Genomic DNA, 18,912 nt, shown 5'->3' with positions numbered 1-18,912 from the left:
TAAAGACACACATTAAAAAAATCACTGAAGGAAGGTAGAACCATGGATACCAAGAATAAGATAATAATCGGCCTTTTCATCGTAATCCTCGGACTTTCCGTTGTGACGTATGAGAATTACATCACAAACTCCCAGAACGTTTTTGTGGGAGAGAAGCATGTGCTGCTGCTCTGTGCGGATCCCGGTGAACCAAGGCCCGGCATAGGTGCCGTTGACATGGCCTTCATAATAACCATGAATGAGGGTAACATAACCAATGTGACGGCTGTGTACCCACACAACATGGCCCACCCCACGGCACAGTCCCCTGCATCCCTAAGGGCCCAGGGCGTCAGCAGGTGGCTCCTGCATGATGCCCTCTGGGAGAATGACACCGAAAGGGGTGCCAGACTCGCACAGGAAATAGTGGAATACAATACAGGCATAAAAACGGATATAGTGGTCATAGTAACTCCCCAGGCTGTTGACGGCATACTGCAGTCCATAGGACCCGTCTACGTTGAGGGTCAGGGTTATGTTTCAGGAAACAGCATACAGTTCCTCAGGGAGGAACAGCAGCAGGGCTCATCCAGGGGTGTGGCAATTCAGTCACTCATGAGGGCCATATTCAACGCAACAAAGGACCGCTCAAAGTACCTTGCAATGGTGAATGCCGGTCTACAGCAGTACCAGCAGGGAAACATCGTCGTTGTGCCTGAGGGCGCTGTTGTGCAGTTCCTAATATCAACGGGTCTTGAAAGGGTGGGCAACTGATTAACCCCCCTCTTTTTTTCCATTTAATATTAATGGTCCTCAATGAATTTCATTGAATGATACACAAAACTTAATTATTATAATGTAAATAGTAGTGTTGGGGGATACAGTTGTCCAATGAGAACACTGCAAAAACCAGGGGCTACCTCATATGTACAGAATGCGGGGGTTACTATCATCTCCAGGAGGGAGAGAGTCCAGCTGATTTTTCGTCCTGTGAATGTGGGGGTTCACTTGAATACTATGATACACTCGAGAAGTTCTATGAGGAACCGGAAGCTACCGAAAGTGAAATCAAGGATGAAGATAAAAGGATTAGACTCCTTGAGGATCTTTCAAGGAGCATAGAAAATGAGGAGAGAACCCCCAAAGAGATAAAAACCGGGAAATGGTCCCTCATGGAATTCGTTGCTGAGAAGAGAATAATCGATGATGTGAGGGAACAGAAGGAGATAGTTAACGAGCTCCTTGATGAGGAGATCATTGACAGCAACCTGGTGACCGGTGGAGGTGTGGAGGCAGAGAGCTTCATATCGCAGGTGCGTGAGCAGAGGGAGTTCCTGGCTGAACGTGAGGGGAACGCCCTTAACAGCAGATTCCTGAAGACAGCTGTCATGGCACTCCTGATATTTGTTGTGATATGCTTCCTCTACTTCTTCATAGCAGTAAAATTCACCTGATTCTGAAAATTTCAGTCAAAAAAATTAATTAATTTTTAAGGCCGCTGAGAACCTCCTCGGCAGCTTCAAGGGTCGCCTCTATGTGCTCTGATTCATGGGCAGCCGATATGAAGCAGCACTCAAACTGGGACGGTGGTATGAATACCCCCCTCTCAAGCAGGCCATGGAAGTACTCCATGAAGAGCACTGTATCGGATTTTTTAGCATCCCCATAGTTCCTGACCTCCTCCCCTGTGAAGTATAACTGGAACATTGATGCTGGCCCGGTGACCTGGTATTCAAGGTCCAGGTCAGAGAGGAGGTCCCTGAGACCAGCCCTCAGCGTCGACCCCTTCCTCTCAAGGTCAGAATACATCCTCCCATCAAGGAGTCTGAGGGTCTCACGACCTGCAGTTACAGATACAGGGTTCCCGTTGAAGGTACCTGCCTGGTAGACGTTACCTGCAGGTGATATATTTTCCATTATCTCCCTTCTGCCTGCCAGTGCCCCCATTGGGAAGCCGCCTCCAACTATCTTTCCAAGGGTTACAAGGTCGGGTTCAACCCTGTAGTACTCCTGGGCACCCCCTGGTGCAAGCCTGAATCCGGTTATCACCTCATCAAATATGAGGATGATATCATTTTCACGTGTTATGTCCCTCAGGAACTGCAGGTAACCATTTTCAGGTTCTATGCACCCTATGTTTCCCATGACAGGTTCCACCAGTATGCACGCTATATCCTCACCCGCCCCCTCGATGAGTTCAGCCATTGCCTCCTCATGGTTGAATGGTACCGTCAGGGTGTTTCTGACAGTATCCACTGGTATTCCAGGTGAATCAGGTGCTGTGGCCGCCCCTGAACCCGGCCTCACAAGGACGTAGTCGTGGGCACCGTGATAGGATCCCTCAAATTTAACTATCCTGTCCCTCCCTGTGAAGGCCCTGGCAAGCCTCACAGCGGCCATGGTGGCCTCAGTCCCTGAATTTGTGAACCTCACCATCTCAGCGCATGGCACCCTCTCGATGATGGCCTCTGCAAGTTCTATCTCCCCCTCTGTGGGAACACCGTAGGTTGTCCCCCTTTTTATCTGCTCATTCACAGCCTCAACTACACGTGGGTGGGCGTGTCCCAGTATGAGGGGGCCATAGGCCAGACAGTAGTCAATGTAGCTTTCACCATCCACGCTTTCAAGCAGGCATCCGCTGCCCCCCGCTGCAAAGAATGGGTGGGGGTCGAACCTCCTCACAGGTGAACTCACACCCCCCGGGAGGACGTTACTGGCCCTTCTGAAGAGTTCCTCTGACTTCATTTTTAAAACCTCTAAACCTCTTTATCCTTGGATAATGCTATGAGTGCGTTTGCAGCCGCCACTGCGACTGGTGTGCCCCCCTTGGGACCCCTGGTTATCATATGAGGTATTTCTGTACCTCTGAGGGCCTCTTTAGACTCTGCAGCACCTACAAAGCCCACAGGCACACCTATAACGGCCCTGGCATCCATCAGGCCTTCAAGGGTTAGTTCAATCACCTTCATGAGGGCTGTCGGTGCGTTGCCTATGACAACGATCCCCCGGAATCCCTGGCTGGCGGCGTACTCCATTGAAGCAGCGGCCCTTGTGATGTCCCTTTTCTCTGCAAGCTCCCTCACAGCGGGTTCCCTTATGTAGCACCGGGAGGGATGTGATATGCCTGCGCGGACCATTTCAATGTCTGTGAGTATCCCGCCTGAACTCCTGAGGGATCTGAGTGCCTCATCAACAAAGCCCTGGCTGAATTCTGTTATACGTGCATATTCCGGGTCGGCGGTGGAGTGGACTATCCTTTCAACTATGGCCACCTCAGCGGGACCCAGCGAGGATATATCCTCGGAGATGAGTTCCCTCACTATCTCCCTGCTCTTCCTTGCTATTTCATAGCCCTGGCCTGTGGATGCTCCCATCAAATTATCACCTACGGCGTGAGCCTCCTCCTGTCCCTCGGGAAGAGGACCGTCTCCCTTATGTTTTTAAGTCCTGTGAGGGTCATGTTGAACCTCTCAGCACCGAGTCCCCATCCTGCGTGGGGTGGCATGCCGTACTCAAAGGCTGAAAGGTAGCTCTCAAATGAATCAGGGTTAAGACCCTGTCTTTTTATCTTCTCAACAAGGAGGTCATGCTGGTGTACCCTCATGGCCCCTGAGGATATCTCAAGGTCCCTGTACATGAGGTCAAATGCATGACTCCTCTCAGGGTCATCCTCGTCTGGCATGACATAGAATGGTTTTATGGCGGTTGGCCAGGATGTTATGAAGTAGTAGCCATCCATGATCTCACCCAGGGCCTTCTCAGCGGCTCTTGGGAGGTCTTCTCCATGTTTCATCGGAACTCCCTTTGAGTTAACCATTTCAACGGCCTCATCATACTCCAGGCGCTCGAATGGTGTTTCAGGCACCTCCAGTGTCCTTCCAAGGGTTTCCAGGGCATCAGTGCAGTGCTCATTCACGTCTTCAATGACCCTCACCACGAGGTTTTCAAGTATCTTCATCACGTCCTCGTGGTCAACAAAGGATGCCTCGATGTCGATTGATATGACCTCGTTGAGGTGCCTGAGGGTGTCGTGTTCCTCTGCCCTGAATATTGGGGCGATTTCGTACACACGGTCCAGGCCCGTTGACATCATGATCTGCTTGTACAGCTGTGGGCTCTGGCCGAGGAAGGCCTCCCTCTCAAAGTAGGTTATGGGGAAAAGCTCTGTACCTCCCTCTGTTGCAGATGCAACTAACTTTGGGGTGTTTATCTCGAGGAATCCCTGTTCTTCAAGGAATACCCTGACTGAATGCAGCATTCTGCTTTTTATCTTGAATATTGCGCTTACGGATGGTTTTCTGAGGTCAAGGAATCTTGCGTCGAGTCTTGTGTCTATCTCAGCCTTAACCTTCTCTGTTGGGTCCAGTGGGAGGGGCTGCTTTGATATGTTAAGTACCTTGAGGAAGGAGGGTATTATCTCAAATCCGCCCGGTGCCTTGCCTGACTCCTGCACAGTACCACCAAAGGCGACCACGGATTCCTTTTTGAGCTTCCTTATGGATTTGAAGAGGTCCTTTTCAATCTTTTTACTGGGGGCTGTTATCTGTATGAGCCCGTCACGGTCCCTTAGGAGTACGAATATTATCCCTCCAAGGTCCCTTATTTCATGGACCCAGCCCATAACCGTGACTTCATCTCCATCCATCTCCGGTTCTATGTCCTTTGAGTAATGAGTCCTTCTAAGATCTCCAAGTAACAATCAAATCACCTCTAACAGTTTAAAGTGAATATTTAAGGTCTCTGATGAAACCATGCATTATCAGAGTTCAGCAGATTAATCTGCCTTCATCAATCAGTCCCTCAGCCTCCTCCTGAAGGATTCAGCATGGGCATGGAGGCCCTCGTACTCTGCAAGTTTCAGGACGGTGCCCTGGAGGTTTCTGAGGCCCTCCTTGGTTATCCTCTGGACTGTTGGTTTTTTGATGAAGGATTCTGTGGAGAGACCCGAGTACATCCTTGCGCATCCCGAGGTTGGCAGCACATGGTTTGTGCCTGAACCGTAATCCCCTGCAGCCACAGGGGACAGTTCCCCCAGGAATATGGATCCCGCGTTACGGATGCCCTCCAATGTTTCTTCTGGAGAATCCGTCATTATAACAAGGTGCTCGGGGGCGTATGCATTGCTGAAGTCCACAGCCTCATCAATATCAGCTGTTAAAACTATCATCCCGTACCTTTCAAGGGACTCCCTTATGATATTGGCCCTTTCCATGTATTTAATGTTTTCATGGACCATCTCCTTCACCTCAAGGGCAAGGTCCCTGGAGTCTGTGACAAGGACGCTTGCAGCCTGGGGGTCGTGTTCTGCCTGTGCAAGTATTTCGAGGGCGATGTACTCTGGACTGGCAGTTTCATCGGCGATTATAAGGACCTCTGAGGGTCCTGCAGGGAAGTCTATGTCCACTTCACCGTAGACCAGTTTCTTTGCAGCGGTTACAAATATGTTGCCAGGTCCAACGATTTTATCAACGGGCCTGATGGTCTCTGTGCCGTAGGCCATCGCTGCAACGGCCTGTGCTCCCCCAACACGGTATATTTCACTGGCCCCTGCCATGTCGGCTGCCACAAGAACCGCGTCGGGTACCGAGCCGTCCTGTGCCGGCGGGGTGCAGCATACTATCCTCTCAACACCTGCTATCCTTGCAGGTATCACGGTCATGAGTATCGTTGAGGGGTACACAGCCCTTCCACCCGGTATGTAGCAGCCCACACTGTCAATGGGGCGCACCAGCTGGCCGGCCATGACCCCGGGTCTAACCTCAGACATCCAGCCTGAGGGCATCTGCATCCTGTGGAATTCCTCAATGTTGCTGGCGGCTTCCCTGAGTGCCTCCTTCACCCCGGGTTCAAGGTTTTTGTGGGCCTCCTCTATCTCCTCCCTGCTGACCCTGAAGTTCTCAACGGTCACTCCATCGAATCTCCCTGTGAGTTCCCTGAGGGCATCGTCACCTCCATCCCTCACCATGGATATGATGTCTGCCACGGGTCCAAGGACATCATCGACGTCAAGCCTTGCTCTTTCAACGAGTTCAGAAATCCGTCTGTAATCAAATTCTGTTATCTTCATCAGCATCCTCCAGTGAAAAAGTTAGGGCGAATGGTTAGTTTTATGGAGCCATTCCCTTTTAAGAATTTAGGGGGCACACCGGATCATTTAATAATTTGAAGAATTCCAGTTATAAACATTTATTTATATGCTTTCACTTAAACATTGGTTGATGGTTGGAATTCATCCCATGGATATGACTACCATTTGCAATTTTTATATTAATCTGTGGTCATTCCTTAATTTGGATTAGGGGGCATCTAATGGACCAAAATTTTTAAATAATAAGTTTAATACACACTTATAAGGAGACTGAGGCTGGTAACCATGTATAAGGATGAAATGATACAACTGCACCAATTTCTGGTATATGTTCTGAAGTACCTTGAGAATGGATATGATATAAAGGATGAATGCGAGGAGTACTTCTCCCTGAACATCAGCCCCCACCACATCCACCGTACCAAGGCCGAACATAAGTACGCTATTTTTGTGCTCTCAAGCGCCATCTCAGAGATCCTCGCCAGGAAAGAAGGTAACAATCTTCCACCAAATGTTGTGAATGGCCTCTCAGAACTTGCAAGGAGATCAAGGAAAGAAGTCGTCAAGATGGAGGCCAGGCTCGAGGCAAAGTAAAATAACCTCCTACATGCCAGCAAGAACCGCCAGTTCCAGTTAGTCAGCAGTGGTGCCAGCCACATATTTATTACTTATACCCGTATTATTCTTATCAGTACTTGCCGCCTATTTTTAATAGCACCAATCCCATATCTATAACAGAGTTATTTATAACAGGTGTTTGTTTATGAAGGCCACAGAAACCATGATCTGTCTTGTTGATGGAGAGCACTACCTGCCTGTGACAAGAGCAGCAGTTGAAACCCTTGACTCAATGGAGCACATTGATGTGAAGGCCCTGATCTTTATTGGTGGGACAGAGAAGCTCAGGACATCCTCCCCTGAGGAATACACTGAAATAATGGGCAGACCGGTCCACTTCGGGGATGACCCCCACAGGATCCCCTACAAACTCATAGGAGAACTCATAAGAAAGTATGGTGCAGATACCGTCATGGACCTCAGTGATGAACCTGTCCTTGACTACTCCAAGAGGTTCAGGATAGCCTCAGTTGTCCTGGGTGAGGGTGCAGTCTACAGGGGCCCGGACTTCGAATTCCAGCCCCTGACAGAGTATGACATACTTGAGAAACCCTCACTCAAGATACTGGGCACGGGTAAGAGGATAGGTAAAACTGCAGTATCCGCCTATGCCGCCCGACTGATCCACGAACGCCAGTACAACCCCTGTGTCGTTGCTATGGGCCGTGGGGGTCCCGAGGAACCCGAGATCGTCCATGGCGACCGGATCGAAATAACCCCCGAGTTTCTCATGGAGCAGTCAGATAAGGGTGTGCATGCAGCCTCTGACCACTGGGAGGATGCACTCATGAGCAGGATACTCACCGTTGGCTGCAGAAGATGCGGGGGAGGTATGGTGGGAGATGTCTTCATAACAAACATGAAGCGTGGCGCTGAAACCGCCAACAGACTGGACGCAGACTTTGTTATCCTTGAGGGCAGCGGTGCAGCCATCCCTCCGGTGAAATCAAACCGCCACATAGTACTTGTCGGTGCAAACCAGCCACTTATAAACATAAAGAACTTCTTCGGACCCTTCAGGATTGGACTTGCGGACCTTGTGATAGTCACCATGTGCGAGGAGCCCATGGCAGGGGATGAAAAGGTCAGGGAGATAGTCGATTTCATTGAATCCATAAACCCCGAAGCTGAGGTTATAACAACTGTCTTCAGACCAAAGCCCTTGGGTGAGATTGAGGGTAAGAATGTGCTCTTTGCAACAACAGCCCCTGACTCAGTGAAGGACCTCCTGGTTGAATATCTTGAATCAGAGTACAGCTGCAGGGTTGTGGGCACCACACCACACCTCTCAAACAGGCCACTGCTTCAGAGGGACATTGAAAGGTACATAGAGGACGCTGATGTGATGCTAACTGAACTCAAGGCCGCTGCAGTTGACGTTGCAACGAAGGACGCCCTTGAGGCTGGACTCGAGGTCATATACTGCGACAACATCCCGGTTGTGAGGGATGGTGCCCAGGATGAACTTGATGATGCAATAATCTCCGTGGTGGAAAGGGCGATAGCCGACTTCAACCTCAGAAAGACGCCCTGAATTCAGTGAACCCCCAGAGTAGAGGCAGAGAACGCCCGGAATGGTGATAACTTGGACGATGCTGACCTGAAGAAACTCCTCAGGTTCACCATTACTGAGAAGAGGGTTATCGAGAAACTCCAGATACCCCCCGACGCCTTCCTCCCCCTTCTTTTCTCCATAAGATTCGGTGGGGACTGGAGTCTGAGGAAGAACTCCAGCCGGTTCATGGCCATCAAGGAGAAGGTCACCCGCTTTGATGAGGATGAGATGATCGGCCGTACCCTTGAGATAGTGTACCTTTTTCTGAATCCCAGGATAATCAGTGAGGAGGGAACCGTTTACCGCTTTGAGAAGTGCGGTTCCAGGAACGAGCGAGAGCTTGTGAGCAGGCCCTACCGTGTTGTTGTGGATGGTGACTACATTTTGAGGGCCGTGCTTGACCCCCTTGACCTTAAGATCCGGCTAAAGAGACTGGAAAAACCCCTCCGGTTCACGGGTTCAGGTGCCTATGGAGTTGCCCATGAGATGGAACACCTCGAGGGTGAGGAATCAGAGGGCACCCCCTTCTGGGAATTTGAGTACGAGATAGAGGAGTGAACCGGGCAAACATTCATACGGATAGTGAAAACACATGGACACTATATCCATAAATATAAATATGAACATCCATTCATATGTAAACTGAGGTGATTAAATGGAGGAAAATAACTGCTGTGGAGATGCACAGAACACCATCAGTGGCTGCAGCTGCAGCTGTGGATTTCTTGAGTACCCTGACCAGTCAGAGGTCCCTGAACCTGAAACACCATCCACCACAGCCAGCAGAGAATTCCTTAGCAGACTTGAGGATTACGCACGTTCACTTGGCATAGCCAGCATGGGTTATGCGTCCATAACCCCAGAGGTTATCCTTGCAGGTGATTTTAAGTATAAGAACGCCGTGGTACTCACATTGAAGATGGATGATGAACTTATAGGCACTCCTCCAAGGGAGGAGGCCCAGGCCATGAATGACAGACTCTACGATGAACTTGCCGATTTAACCTTCAGGGTTTCAGATTACCTCAGAGAGAATGGGTACGGTGCCGTGGCCATCCACCCCATGAGTGGACTCCTGGATCTCACATCCCTGGCCCAGAATGCAGGTATTGGTTTTAAGGGGACTAACGGCCTTCTCATAGGTCCGGAGACAGGGCCGGCCCAGAAAGTATCTGCAGTGCTCACGAGCATATCCAACCTTCCTCAGAAGGCCAGTGAGCATTCATGGATCCCTGAGTACTGTGCAAGGTGCGGTAAATGCATAAAGGCCTGTCCTGAGGATGCCCTGGTGGAGGTGGATACCTGCTGTGGATCCACAGTCTTGCTCCTTGAGGATAGATGCCTTGGGTGCAGTGAGGGATGCACCTACTGCATAGAGAGCTGTCCATTCTACAGTAAGGGCTATGAAACGGTCCGATCAAAATTCATGAAGTTAAGGCAGAAGCTGGAAGAAAGGGGGAAGCTCTAAACTATTTTTTTTAATTAATAAACATCTGAATGCACATCACATCATATTTACTGGCAGACTAGTTGTCTGCTACAAAAATTCGTTCTTCTGGCATAAAGAAAGAGAACATGACCCATTCCAGCCTGAAAAATCAGCACCACAAATTGTATAATCACCCCCCCCAAAATCAGCACCACCTCACCCCATAAAATTGTATAATTTAATAATGAAGTTCAACATACAGTAAGTTGGTGTTTAATATGAAGGCTGATGCAGTAAAAATTGCGGATGGTGTCTACTGGGTTGGTGTGATGGACTGGGACATAAGGAGCTACCATGGTTACACCCTTGGAGGCACAACCTACAATACCTACCTCATATTTGGGGATGAACGGGTGGCCCTTGTTGACAACACTTACCCCGGAACCTCTTCACAGATGTTTGGAAGGATAACCGACGCCTTTGAAAGGGAAGGAAGGGATGAAAAGATTGACCTCATAATACAGAACCACATTGAAAGGGATCACAGCGGTTCCATCACCGAGGTCCTCAAAAGGTACGGTTCAGAGATAATCTGCACCGCAAAGGCAGCTGAGGGCCTCAGGCAGCACTATTCCATACCCCAGGATACCCCGATGCAGACCGTTAAAACAGGGGACAGCACTGACCTCGGGGGAAAGACCCTCACATTCCTTGAGGCCCCAATGCTCCACTGGCCAGACAGCATGTTCACCCTCCTCGAGGAGGAAGGTATTCTCTTCTCAAATGATGCCTTCGGACAGCACCTCTGCATCAGCAAACGCTTTGATAAGGACGTCCCTGAAGCTGTACTGATGGATGCTGCCATGAAATTCTATGCAAACCTTTTAACACCACTCTCCCCCCTTGTACTCAGGAAGTTCAGTGAGGTTAAGGAACTGGGCCTCCTTGAGAAGATAGGGATGATAGCGCCCTCCCACGGCCAGATATGGACCGAGCCCCTGAAGATAATAGCTGCATACACTGACTGGGCCACCGGGAAGTGCAGGGACAAGGCCACCATAATCTATGACACCATGCACTACTCCACCAGGATGCTGGCACATGCCATGGCCGAGGGTCTCATGGCAGCGGACGTGGATGTGTCGATGCACTTCCTTCATGAGGATGAGAGGAGTGAGATTGTGAAGAATATCCTTGAGAGCAAGGCAGTATTCATAGGAAGCCCAACAATGTTCAACGGACCATTCCCAAGCCTCGGTGACCTTATATATTATCTCAAAGGACTTACGTTCGATCGCACAGGCTTTAAAAGGCTTGCAGTTGTATTCGGATCAAAGGGATGGGGTGGCGGTGCAGTGAGAACCCTTCAGGAGGAGCTCTCAGGTGCAGGATTCGAGGTTGCTGAAACCTTTGAGGTTAACTATGTCCCCACCTCCGGAGACCTGGATGAATGCTACAGCATCGGGAAGAGCGTCGGTGAAAGGATAAAGAAAATGTAGCTTTCAAAATGAGTAATGCAGGAAACATAGTTTAAAGGATGCAGTGATTTAATGAAATCAATCAAATTTAAGGGCAGTCATGACCCTGAGAAGAAAATTGTTGTGAGCCTCTTCTGGACCGTAAGGAAGACAATAAGGGAAGAGGGGTGCGCACCGGTGCGCATAACCCGTATCAGGACCTCGAAGAGAACCTATGAACCGGAGGGCAGGAAGCTCCTGAAACTATCAGATGATATCCTGGATGATATAATAAGCGATATTGAAAGGGGTAACACCGTTGAATTCAGTATGACCATGGGTCAGGAGTCACTCAGGCTCTGGATCGACGGCGAGACCTTCACTGTTGAGGCATCAAAGACACCTGAACTCGAAGAGGAGATAGTGGAAAAACTTGAGCATGAAACCTCAAAGATTACACCAGACTTCTGTCAGACCTTCCTGCCGAAGATATTCCCCAACCGTTAACCACACGCCACCATCTCCAGTCAATTATTTATTTCCAGGAAGAGGAATCCATCTGCAACTCTTCCAGTAAGTCTGCAGAAACCAGAAACCCACAGGATCTTCTACACAAATTATTTATAGAACCTTAAACCCATGGATAATTGCATGCTATTTATTTAAGAGGTGATTTAATGGCACAGGGACAGCAGCCCATATTCATATTACCACAGGATACAAGCCGTTACGTTGGAAGGGAAGCACAGAGAATCAACATCCTTGCGGGTAAGGTTCTTGCAGAGACTGTGAGGACAACCCTTGGACCCAAGGGTATGGACAAGATGCTTGTTGACTCCCTTGGAGACATCGTGATTACAAATGATGGAGTTACGATCCTCAGGGAAATGGACATCTCACACCCCGCAGCAAAAATGCTGGTGGAGGTTGCAAAGACCCAGGAAGACGAGGTGGGGGACGGTACAACCACTGCAGTCATAATAGCAGGTGAACTGCTCAAGGAAGCTGAAAAACTCATTGAAATGGGTGTGCACCCAACAATCATAGCACTTGGTTACAGGAATGCAGCACTGAAGGCCCAGGAGATACTTGAAGAGATATCAATGGAAGCAAGCGACAGGGACACCCTCATGAAGGTCGCAATAACTGCAATGACAGGAAAGGGTTCAGAGAGGGCCAAGGAAAAACTTGCTGAACTCGTTGTTGACGCAGTAATGCAGGTCGAAGAGGACGGTGAAATCGACAAGGACAACATTAACATACAGAGGATACAGGGCGCATCAGTGAACGAGTCAAGAATCGTGAACGGCATAGTAATTGACAAGTCAAGGGCAGACACCTCAATGCCAAAGAGAATCGAAAAAGCCAGGATAGCCCTCCTCAAGTATCCGATAGAGGTTAAGGACCTTGAAACCGATGCCAAGATAAGGCTAACAGACCCATCACAGATGCAGGCCTTCATAGAACAGGAAGAGCAGATGATCCGCGACATGGTTGAGAAGATAAAGAGCTCAGGCGCCAACGTCGTGTTCTGCCAGAAGGGTATCGATGACCTTGCACTCCACTACCTCTCACGTGAGGGAATAATGGCCCTCAAGAGGGTCAAGAAGTCAGACATCAAACGTATTGAGAAGGCCACAGGCGCAAGACTCGTCACCAACATAGATGACCTCACAGCAGAAGATCTGGGAGAGGCCGGTGTTATCTACGAGAAGAAGATCTTTGATGAGGTCCTCACATTCATTGAGGAATGCAGGGACCCCAAGGCAATCTCCATAATACTGAGGGGAAGCACGAAGCATGTTGCAGAGGAAATGGAGCGTGCCCTTGAGGATGCAATAGGAGTCGTTGCATCAACACTTGAGGACAGGGAGGTTGTTGCAGGCGGAGGAGCGCCTGAGGTTGAAATCGCCAGGAAACTGCGTGAGTATGCTGACACCATAAGCGGCAGGGAGCAGCTGGCAGTATCCGCCTTTGCAGACGCCCTCGAAATCGTGCCAAAGACCCTTGCAGAGAACGCAGGTCTTGACAGCATCGACGTCCTCGTTGACCTCAGGGCAGCCCATGAGGAATCACCCTACATGGGAATCGATGTCTTCGATGGTAACATCGTCGACATGAAGGAGGCCGGAGTAATCGAACCCCAGAGGGTCAAGAAACAGGCCATCCAGTCTGCAGCTGAGGCAGCTGAGATGATCCTCCGTATAGATGACATGATAGCCGCCAGGGGCTTTGATGTCTCATCCAAGGACGAGGAGGATATGGAAGGAATGGGTGGAATGGGTGGAATGCCCCCCATGATGTAACCCACCTCATTTTTTTCGAGGTTATTAATAAAAAATTTATAATAAATATTATCTATCATGATTAATAATAGTAAAATATATAAGTTGAGAGAAACTTACTACTACCAACCAAGAAAAAGATGGCGGTATGAAAAATGTCAAAGGATACCTCAGTTCTCCTGGAAGAGAAAAGGGTCTTCAAACCCCACTACACCGTTGTGGAGGAGGCCCACATAAAAAACTGGGAGGCCGAGCTCGAAAAGGGAAAGGACCATGAGAACTACTGGGCCGAAAAGGCTGAAAGATTCGAATGGTTCAGAAAATGGGACAGGGTCCTTGATGAGAGCAACAGACCATTCTACAGGTGGTTCGTCAACGGTAAGATCAACATGACCTACAACGCCGTTGACAGGTGGCTTGACACAGACAAGAGAAACCAGGTCGCCATTCTATACGTGAACGAGAGGGGGGATGAAAGGAAGTTAACCTACTATGAACTGTACCGTGAGGTTAACAGGACCGCTAATGCCCTCAAAAGTCTTGGGATCAAAAAGGGCGATGCAGTTGCCCTCTACCTTCCAATGTGCCCCGAACTTGTAATCTCAATGCTTGCCTGTGCAAAGATAGGTGCTGTCCACAGTGTCATATACTCCGGTCTCAGTGTGGGGGCCCTTGTGGAACGCCTGAACGATGCAAGGGCAAAGATCATAATAACAGCCGACGGTACCTACAGAAGGGGCGGGGTTATAAAGCTCAAACCCATAGTGGACGAGGCCATACTCCAGTGCCCCACCATAGAAACAACAGTGGTTGTAAAGCACACAGATATCGACATTGAGATGTCGGATATAAGTGGACGTGAAATGCTCTTCGATAAGCTCATAGAGGGTGAAGGGGACCGGTGCGATGCAGAGGAGATGGATGCAGAGGACCCCCTCTTCATACTCTACACTTCGGGGAGCACCGGAAAACCAAAGGGTGTTCTACACACAACAGGAGGATACATGGTGGGGGTTGCATCAACCCTCGAGATGACCTTTGACATCCACAACGGAGACCTCTGGTGGTGCACAGCTGACATCGGGTGGATAACAGGTCACAGCTATGTTGTCTATGGCCCGCTGCTACTTGGAACCACAACACTCCTCTATGAGGGGGCGCCTGATTACCCTGACCCCGGTGTGTGGTGGAGTATCGTTGAGAAATACGGTGTCACCAAGTTCTACACGGCACCAACCGCAATAAGGCACCTCATGAGGTTCGGTGACAAGCACCCAAAACGTTACAACCTTGAATCCCTCAAGATACTTGGTACGGTCGGTGAACCCATAAACCCTGAGGCATGGATGTGGTACTACAGGAACATTGGAAGGGAGAAGTGCCCGATAATTGACACCTGGTGGCAGACCGAGACAGGGATGCACCTCATAGCACCCCTACCTGTGACACCCCTTAAACCGGGTTCAGTGACAAAGCCCCTCCCGGGCATAGAGGCCGACGTGGTTGACGAGAATGGCGACCCCGTGCCCCTTGGTAAGGGTGGTTTTCTTGTGATCAGAAAGCCATGGCCAGCCATGTTCAGGACCCTCTTCAACGACGAGCAGAGGTACATCGATGTTTACTGGAAGCAGATCCCCGGCGGAGTGTACACCGCAGGTGACATGGCCAGGAAGGACGAGGACGGATACTTCTGGATCCAGGGAAGATCCGATGACGTCCTGAACATAGCAGGGCACAGGATAGGTACTGCAGAGGTTGAATCAGTCTTTGTCGCACACCCTGCAGTTGCAGAGGCCGCGGTTATAGGCAAGGCCGACCCCATCAAGGGGGAGGTCATAAAGGCTTTCCTCATACTCAAGAAGGGTCATAAACTGAACGCCGCCCTCATTGAGGAACTGAAAAGACACCTTCGCCATGAACTCGGACCCGTGGCCGTCGTCGGAGAGATGGTCCAGGTTGACAGCCTCCCCAAAACCAGGTCAGGTAAGATAATGAGGAGAATACTGAGGGCCAGGGAGGAAGGAGAGGACCTCGGTGATACCTCAACCCTTGAGGAATAGCTGAGCCCCCACCTCCCCTCATATTTGATGTATAAGGTGAGAAATATGCGTGAAACAGAAGTGGTTATATCAGATAAAACCGCCAACCCGGCACCCCTGGGACTTCTGGGATTTGGTATAACCACCATACTGCTGAACCTGCACAATGCAGGTCTTTTTCCCATAAACAGTATGATACTTGCAATGGGGTTCGCCTATGGTGGTATAGCCCAGATACTTGCAAGTGTGATGGAATACAGAAAGGGCAACACCTTCGGTACGGTTGCATTCGGATCCTATGGTCTGTTCTGGTGGTCACTGGTACTCCTCCTGGTGATCCCGAACCTCAAGTTTCTTGAAACATCAGGGACTGCAGCAGCCAGTGCCGACCCGGTTGCAATGGCATCCTACCTCTTCATGTGGGGACTGTTCACCCTGGTGATGTTCATAGCAACCCTGAAACTCAAAAGGGGCATCCAGGTGATATTCATAAGTCTTGCGGTACTCTTCTTCCTGCTCACTGCAGGTGAAATCACGGGTTCAGCCCTTATAACAGCTGTGGCGGGTTATGAGGGTATATTCACAGGGGCAGCCGCCATGTACGTGGGTCTTGCAGAGGTTATAAATGAGACCCATGGAAGGGACATCCTCCCCACCTGAACCTGAAGGGTAGGGATCATCCCCCTCAAAATCCTGAGGGGAAACCATTCACTATTTTTTTCAGCCTGTTTTAGAAAACCTTATATTGAATTAGGTTTAACTAAACTAACAGTAAGGCTTTAGGTGAACCTAATGAAGCATCTCAGTGAAAATATAGAGGAATACCTTGAAACCATCTACAGGCTCTCGGATTCAAGGAAGCCCGTTACCACCACAGATATCTCCCGGGAAATGAAAATCGCCCCTGCAAGTGTAACCCAGATGCTTAAAAAACTTGATTCAAATGGATATGTTAAATATTCACCATACAGGGGAGCCGTGCTCACAGATAGAGGATACAGGATCGCCCGTAGAATAACAAGGAAGCACAGGCTCCTTGAGAGGTTCCTCCATGACGTTCTGGGAATAAAGAGGGAGAGGATACACCGGCAGGCCTGTGAAATGGAACATTCACTCTCAGACGATGCTGAAAGGGCCCTGTGCCATCTCCTTAACATGCCCGGAGAGTGCCCCGATGAGAAGCCCATACCCGCATGTGAATTCAAATTCCAGACATGCGAGGAATGCATTGAGATGAAGGACGCCGATATCGAGGAAATAGGCTGCCGTGATGAAAACCTGAAATCCCTCACAGAGATGGATGAAAACCAGAGCGGAAGGGTATCCTTCATAAGGGGTGACTACAGGGTTGTGAGGCGGCTCATGGATATGGGAATAACCATTGGAGCACCCCTTACCATGATAAAAAGGGCACCCCTCAGCGGCCCAATCGAAGTGGAGATCCGCGGGTCCAGGGTGGCCCTGGGAAGGGACATAGCAGATAACGTCTTCATAGAAACAGAAGGCTAGCCCCCTAGAATAGAGCAGAGAGAAGGTCTTGGCAATGAAAAAATCTGAGATAACCGTTGCACTTGCAGGAAACGCCAATGTGGGTAAGAGTGTTATCTTCAACCAGCTGACAGGATCGAACCAGATAGTCGGCAACTGGCCTGGAAAAACCGTTGAAAGGGCGGAGGGGTACCTTAAATTCCAGGGAAGAGACATCCACATAATCGATCTTCCAGGGATATACTCATTTTCAACCTACTCCATGGAGGAGATAGTGTCACGGGACTTCATAATCAATGAAGGACCCGACGTTGTCATAAATGTACTTGATGCATCTGTCCTCGAGAGAAACCTTTTCTTCACGCTCCAGCTCATGGAGATGGAGGTCCCCATGGTGATCTGCATCAACCAGGTGGACATGGCCAGACAGAAGGGGATAACGATAGACGATGAGAAGCTGGAGAAGGTTCTTGGCGTGCCGGTGGTATCCACGGTTGCGGTTAAGGGAAGGGGACTCCAGGAACTGCTCCGTAAGACGGTTGAAGTGGCTGATAAAAAGACACTGCCACGGATAATCGAATACGGTGAGGAGATCGAGACCCGTATAGGGAAACTGATGGATGTCCTCCCTGAAATCCCCGAAGGTTATTCAGGCCGATGGGTTGCAATAAAGCTACTGGAAAACGACCCCCAGATAACAGCCATGATGCCGGAGGACGTTAGGAAGCTTGCATCAGAACTGGCAGCTGAAATAGAGTCCATACACGGTGAACCTGCATTCTCAGTTATAACTTCAGAACGTTATGCCCTCTCCAGCATGATAGCTGCAGGTGCACAGAGGCAGGAGGAGATCAAAACCTCACTATCAGAGAGACTTGACGGCTTCCTCACACATCCTGTCTACGGCTACATCTCATCTGTGCTGGTTGTTGGAGGACTCCTCCTCTGGACCTTTGTTGTGGGGGAGTTCCTCTCAGACACACTCACAGGGATCTTTGGATTCTTCCAGCCCGTTGACCCCCAGTTCTCAGGTTCCATTGAATCAATAATATGGAACGGGGCCTTCGGGGGTATCGTGGCCGGTCTGACCCTGGTGATACCTTTCGTTATACCCTTCTACCTGATGCTATCCTACATTGAAAATTCGGGTCTTCTCACCAGGGTGGCATTCATGATGGACGCCTTCATGAGGAAGATAGGGCTCCATGGGAAGGCCCTCATACCCCTCATACTGGGTTACGGGTGCAGCGTCCCTGCAATTGACAGTACAAGGATACTTGAGACCCACAGGGAGAGACTCCTTGCAGCCTTCGCAATATCCTTCGCACCCTGCGCTGCAAGGACCATCCTTATCCTTGGACTCGTAGCCCTCTTCGTGAATGTATGGTGGGCCATAGGCCTCTACGCCCTGGACCTCCTTATAATCTTCATAATGGGAAAGGTGGCCCTCAAGGCACTTCCCGGGGAAACAACCGGACTTATAATGGAGATGCACTCCCTTAAGATGCCCTCATTCCGTGTCATAGCAAGGCAGACCTGGACAAGGACGAGGTCCCTCATCTACCTTGTATTCCCCATATACATCATTGGAAGCGCCCTGATACAGTTACTATACGCCCTTGGATGGCTCAATCCCATCAGCGCCTTCATGGCACCCCTTACAGTCGGATGGCTTAAACTGCCAGTATTTGCGGGTATACTCCTGATACTGGGCGCCGTCAGGAAGGAATTCATACTCCTCGGACTTGTGTCACTGGTTGGGACAAACATAGGGGCTGCCCTCACAGCACCCCAGATCCTCGTCCTGACCCTGGTCGGTATGCTCTACTTCCCCTGCCTCTCAACCATCGCAATACTTGCAAGGGAATTCAGCTGGAGGTCCACCTCCATCATAACCCTTGCAAACCTTGGAACAGCATTATTCCTCGGTGGACTGTTTGCAAGGATACTGCCACTGATATTTTAGCTGAAAAA

General features: G+C 49.8%; 17 protein-coding genes. 13 read left to right on the top strand and 4 right to left on the bottom strand.

The annotated features are described in order from the left end of the window. Nucleotides 1–42: 42 nt before the first annotated feature. Together tca_RS01030 and tca_RS01025 are read left to right on the top strand one after the other, a co-directional pair. The gene (locus tca_RS01030) at nucleotides 43–753 is read left to right on the top strand and encodes a DUF4012 domain-containing protein (protein ID WP_010875869.1); all 711 of its coding nucleotides are present in this window, start codon (nucleotides 43–45) and stop codon (nucleotides 751–753) included. Nucleotides 754–863: 110 nt separating this feature from the next. Continuing rightward, on the top strand, nucleotides 864–1,433 hold the full coding sequence (locus tca_RS01025) for a hypothetical protein (protein WP_010875868.1): 570 nt from the start codon (nucleotides 864–866) through the stop codon (nucleotides 1,431–1,433). A 28-nt stretch (nucleotides 1,434–1,461) separates the two neighbouring features. Here the strand turns inward: tca_RS01025 and hemL are convergent, their stop codons facing one another. The 4 genes from hemL to hisD form a co-directional block, all read right to left on the bottom strand. After that, nucleotides 1,462–2,724 carry a glutamate-1-semialdehyde 2,1-aminomutase gene (gene hemL, locus tca_RS01020; RefSeq protein ID WP_010875867.1) on the bottom strand — a complete coding sequence of 421 codons (1,263 nt, stop codon included), beginning with the start codon at nucleotides 2,722–2,724 and terminating at the stop codon, nucleotides 1,462–1,464. Nucleotides 2,725–2,735: 11 nt separating this feature from the next. Then, nucleotides 2,736–3,353, bottom strand: coding sequence for a cobalt-precorrin-8 methylmutase (locus tca_RS01015; protein WP_048060776.1), 618 nt, complete (start codon nucleotides 3,351–3,353; stop codon nucleotides 2,736–2,738). A gap of 11 nt (nucleotides 3,354–3,364) precedes the next feature. Beyond that, on the bottom strand, nucleotides 3,365–4,678 hold the full coding sequence (gene aspS / locus tca_RS01010; protein ID WP_010875865.1) for an aspartate--tRNA(Asn) ligase: 1,314 nt from the start codon (nucleotides 4,676–4,678) through the stop codon (nucleotides 3,365–3,367). A gap of 93 nt (nucleotides 4,679–4,771) precedes the next feature. After that, nucleotides 4,772–6,046 (bottom strand): histidinol dehydrogenase, encoded by a 1,275-nt coding sequence (gene hisD, locus tca_RS01005; RefSeq protein WP_048060775.1) that lies wholly within the window; start codon nucleotides 6,044–6,046, stop codon nucleotides 4,772–4,774. Between the two features lie 306 nt (nucleotides 6,047–6,352). Here hisD and tca_RS01000 point away from each other — a divergent pair, with 306 nt between their 5' ends. From tca_RS01000 to feoB, 11 genes are all read left to right on the top strand, one after another. After that, on the top strand, nucleotides 6,353–6,661 hold the full coding sequence (locus tca_RS01000) for a UPF0058 family protein (protein ID WP_010875863.1): 309 nt from the start codon (nucleotides 6,353–6,355) through the stop codon (nucleotides 6,659–6,661). Between the two features lie 169 nt (nucleotides 6,662–6,830). Further along, nucleotides 6,831–8,219: a cyclic 2,3-diphosphoglycerate synthase gene (locus tca_RS00995; protein WP_048060774.1), complete on the top strand. Its 1,389-nt coding sequence runs from the start codon at nucleotides 6,831–6,833 to the stop codon at nucleotides 8,217–8,219. Between the two features lie 51 nt (nucleotides 8,220–8,270). Continuing rightward, nucleotides 8,271–8,798: a RimK/LysX family protein gene (locus tag tca_RS00990; RefSeq protein ID WP_010875861.1), complete on the top strand. Its 528-nt coding sequence runs from the start codon at nucleotides 8,271–8,273 to the stop codon at nucleotides 8,796–8,798. 97 nt (nucleotides 8,799–8,895) lie between these two features. Further along, nucleotides 8,896–9,708, top strand: coding sequence for a 4Fe-4S binding protein (locus tca_RS00985; protein ID WP_010875860.1), 813 nt, complete (start codon nucleotides 8,896–8,898; stop codon nucleotides 9,706–9,708). A gap of 239 nt (nucleotides 9,709–9,947) precedes the next feature. Then, nucleotides 9,948–11,168, top strand: coding sequence for an FprA family A-type flavoprotein (locus tca_RS00980; protein WP_048060773.1), 1,221 nt, complete (start codon nucleotides 9,948–9,950; stop codon nucleotides 11,166–11,168). A gap of 51 nt (nucleotides 11,169–11,219) precedes the next feature. Further along, entirely contained in the window at nucleotides 11,220–11,633 is a 414-nt protein-coding gene (locus tag tca_RS00975) for a hypothetical protein (RefSeq protein WP_010875858.1), read from the top strand. 170 nt (nucleotides 11,634–11,803) lie between these two features. Further along, complete coding sequence (thsA, locus tag tca_RS00970) at nucleotides 11,804–13,432, top strand: thermosome subunit alpha (protein ID WP_048060772.1); 1,629 nt, start codon at nucleotides 11,804–11,806, stop codon at nucleotides 13,430–13,432. Nucleotides 13,433–13,566: 134 nt separating this feature from the next. Then, nucleotides 13,567–15,471: an acetate--CoA ligase gene (gene acs / locus tca_RS00965; RefSeq protein WP_115892487.1), complete on the top strand. Its 1,905-nt coding sequence runs from the start codon at nucleotides 13,567–13,569 to the stop codon at nucleotides 15,469–15,471. Between the two features lie 45 nt (nucleotides 15,472–15,516). After that, nucleotides 15,517–16,110: an acetate uptake transporter gene (locus tca_RS00960; RefSeq protein WP_269899456.1), complete on the top strand. Its 594-nt coding sequence runs from the start codon at nucleotides 15,517–15,519 to the stop codon at nucleotides 16,108–16,110. A gap of 123 nt (nucleotides 16,111–16,233) precedes the next feature. Continuing rightward, on the top strand, nucleotides 16,234–16,959 hold the full coding sequence (locus tag tca_RS00955) for a DtxR family transcriptional regulator (RefSeq protein ID WP_010875853.1): 726 nt from the start codon (nucleotides 16,234–16,236) through the stop codon (nucleotides 16,957–16,959). Nucleotides 16,960–16,993: 34 nt separating this feature from the next. Beyond that, a complete protein-coding gene (gene feoB, locus tca_RS00950; RefSeq protein ID WP_269899455.1) occupies nucleotides 16,994–18,904 on the top strand; it encodes a ferrous iron transport protein B in 1,911 nt (636 codons plus the stop codon). Nucleotides 18,905–18,912 lie beyond the last annotated feature (8 nt).

The sequence above is a fragment of the Methanothermobacter sp. EMTCatA1 genome, from assembly GCF_002356395.1.
Lineage (GTDB): Archaea > Methanobacteriota > Methanobacteria > Methanobacteriales > Methanothermobacteraceae > Methanothermobacter > Methanothermobacter thermautotrophicus.
The sequence above is the reverse complement of the archived record's forward strand: the minus strand, read 5'-3'. Positions and strand labels throughout refer to the sequence as shown.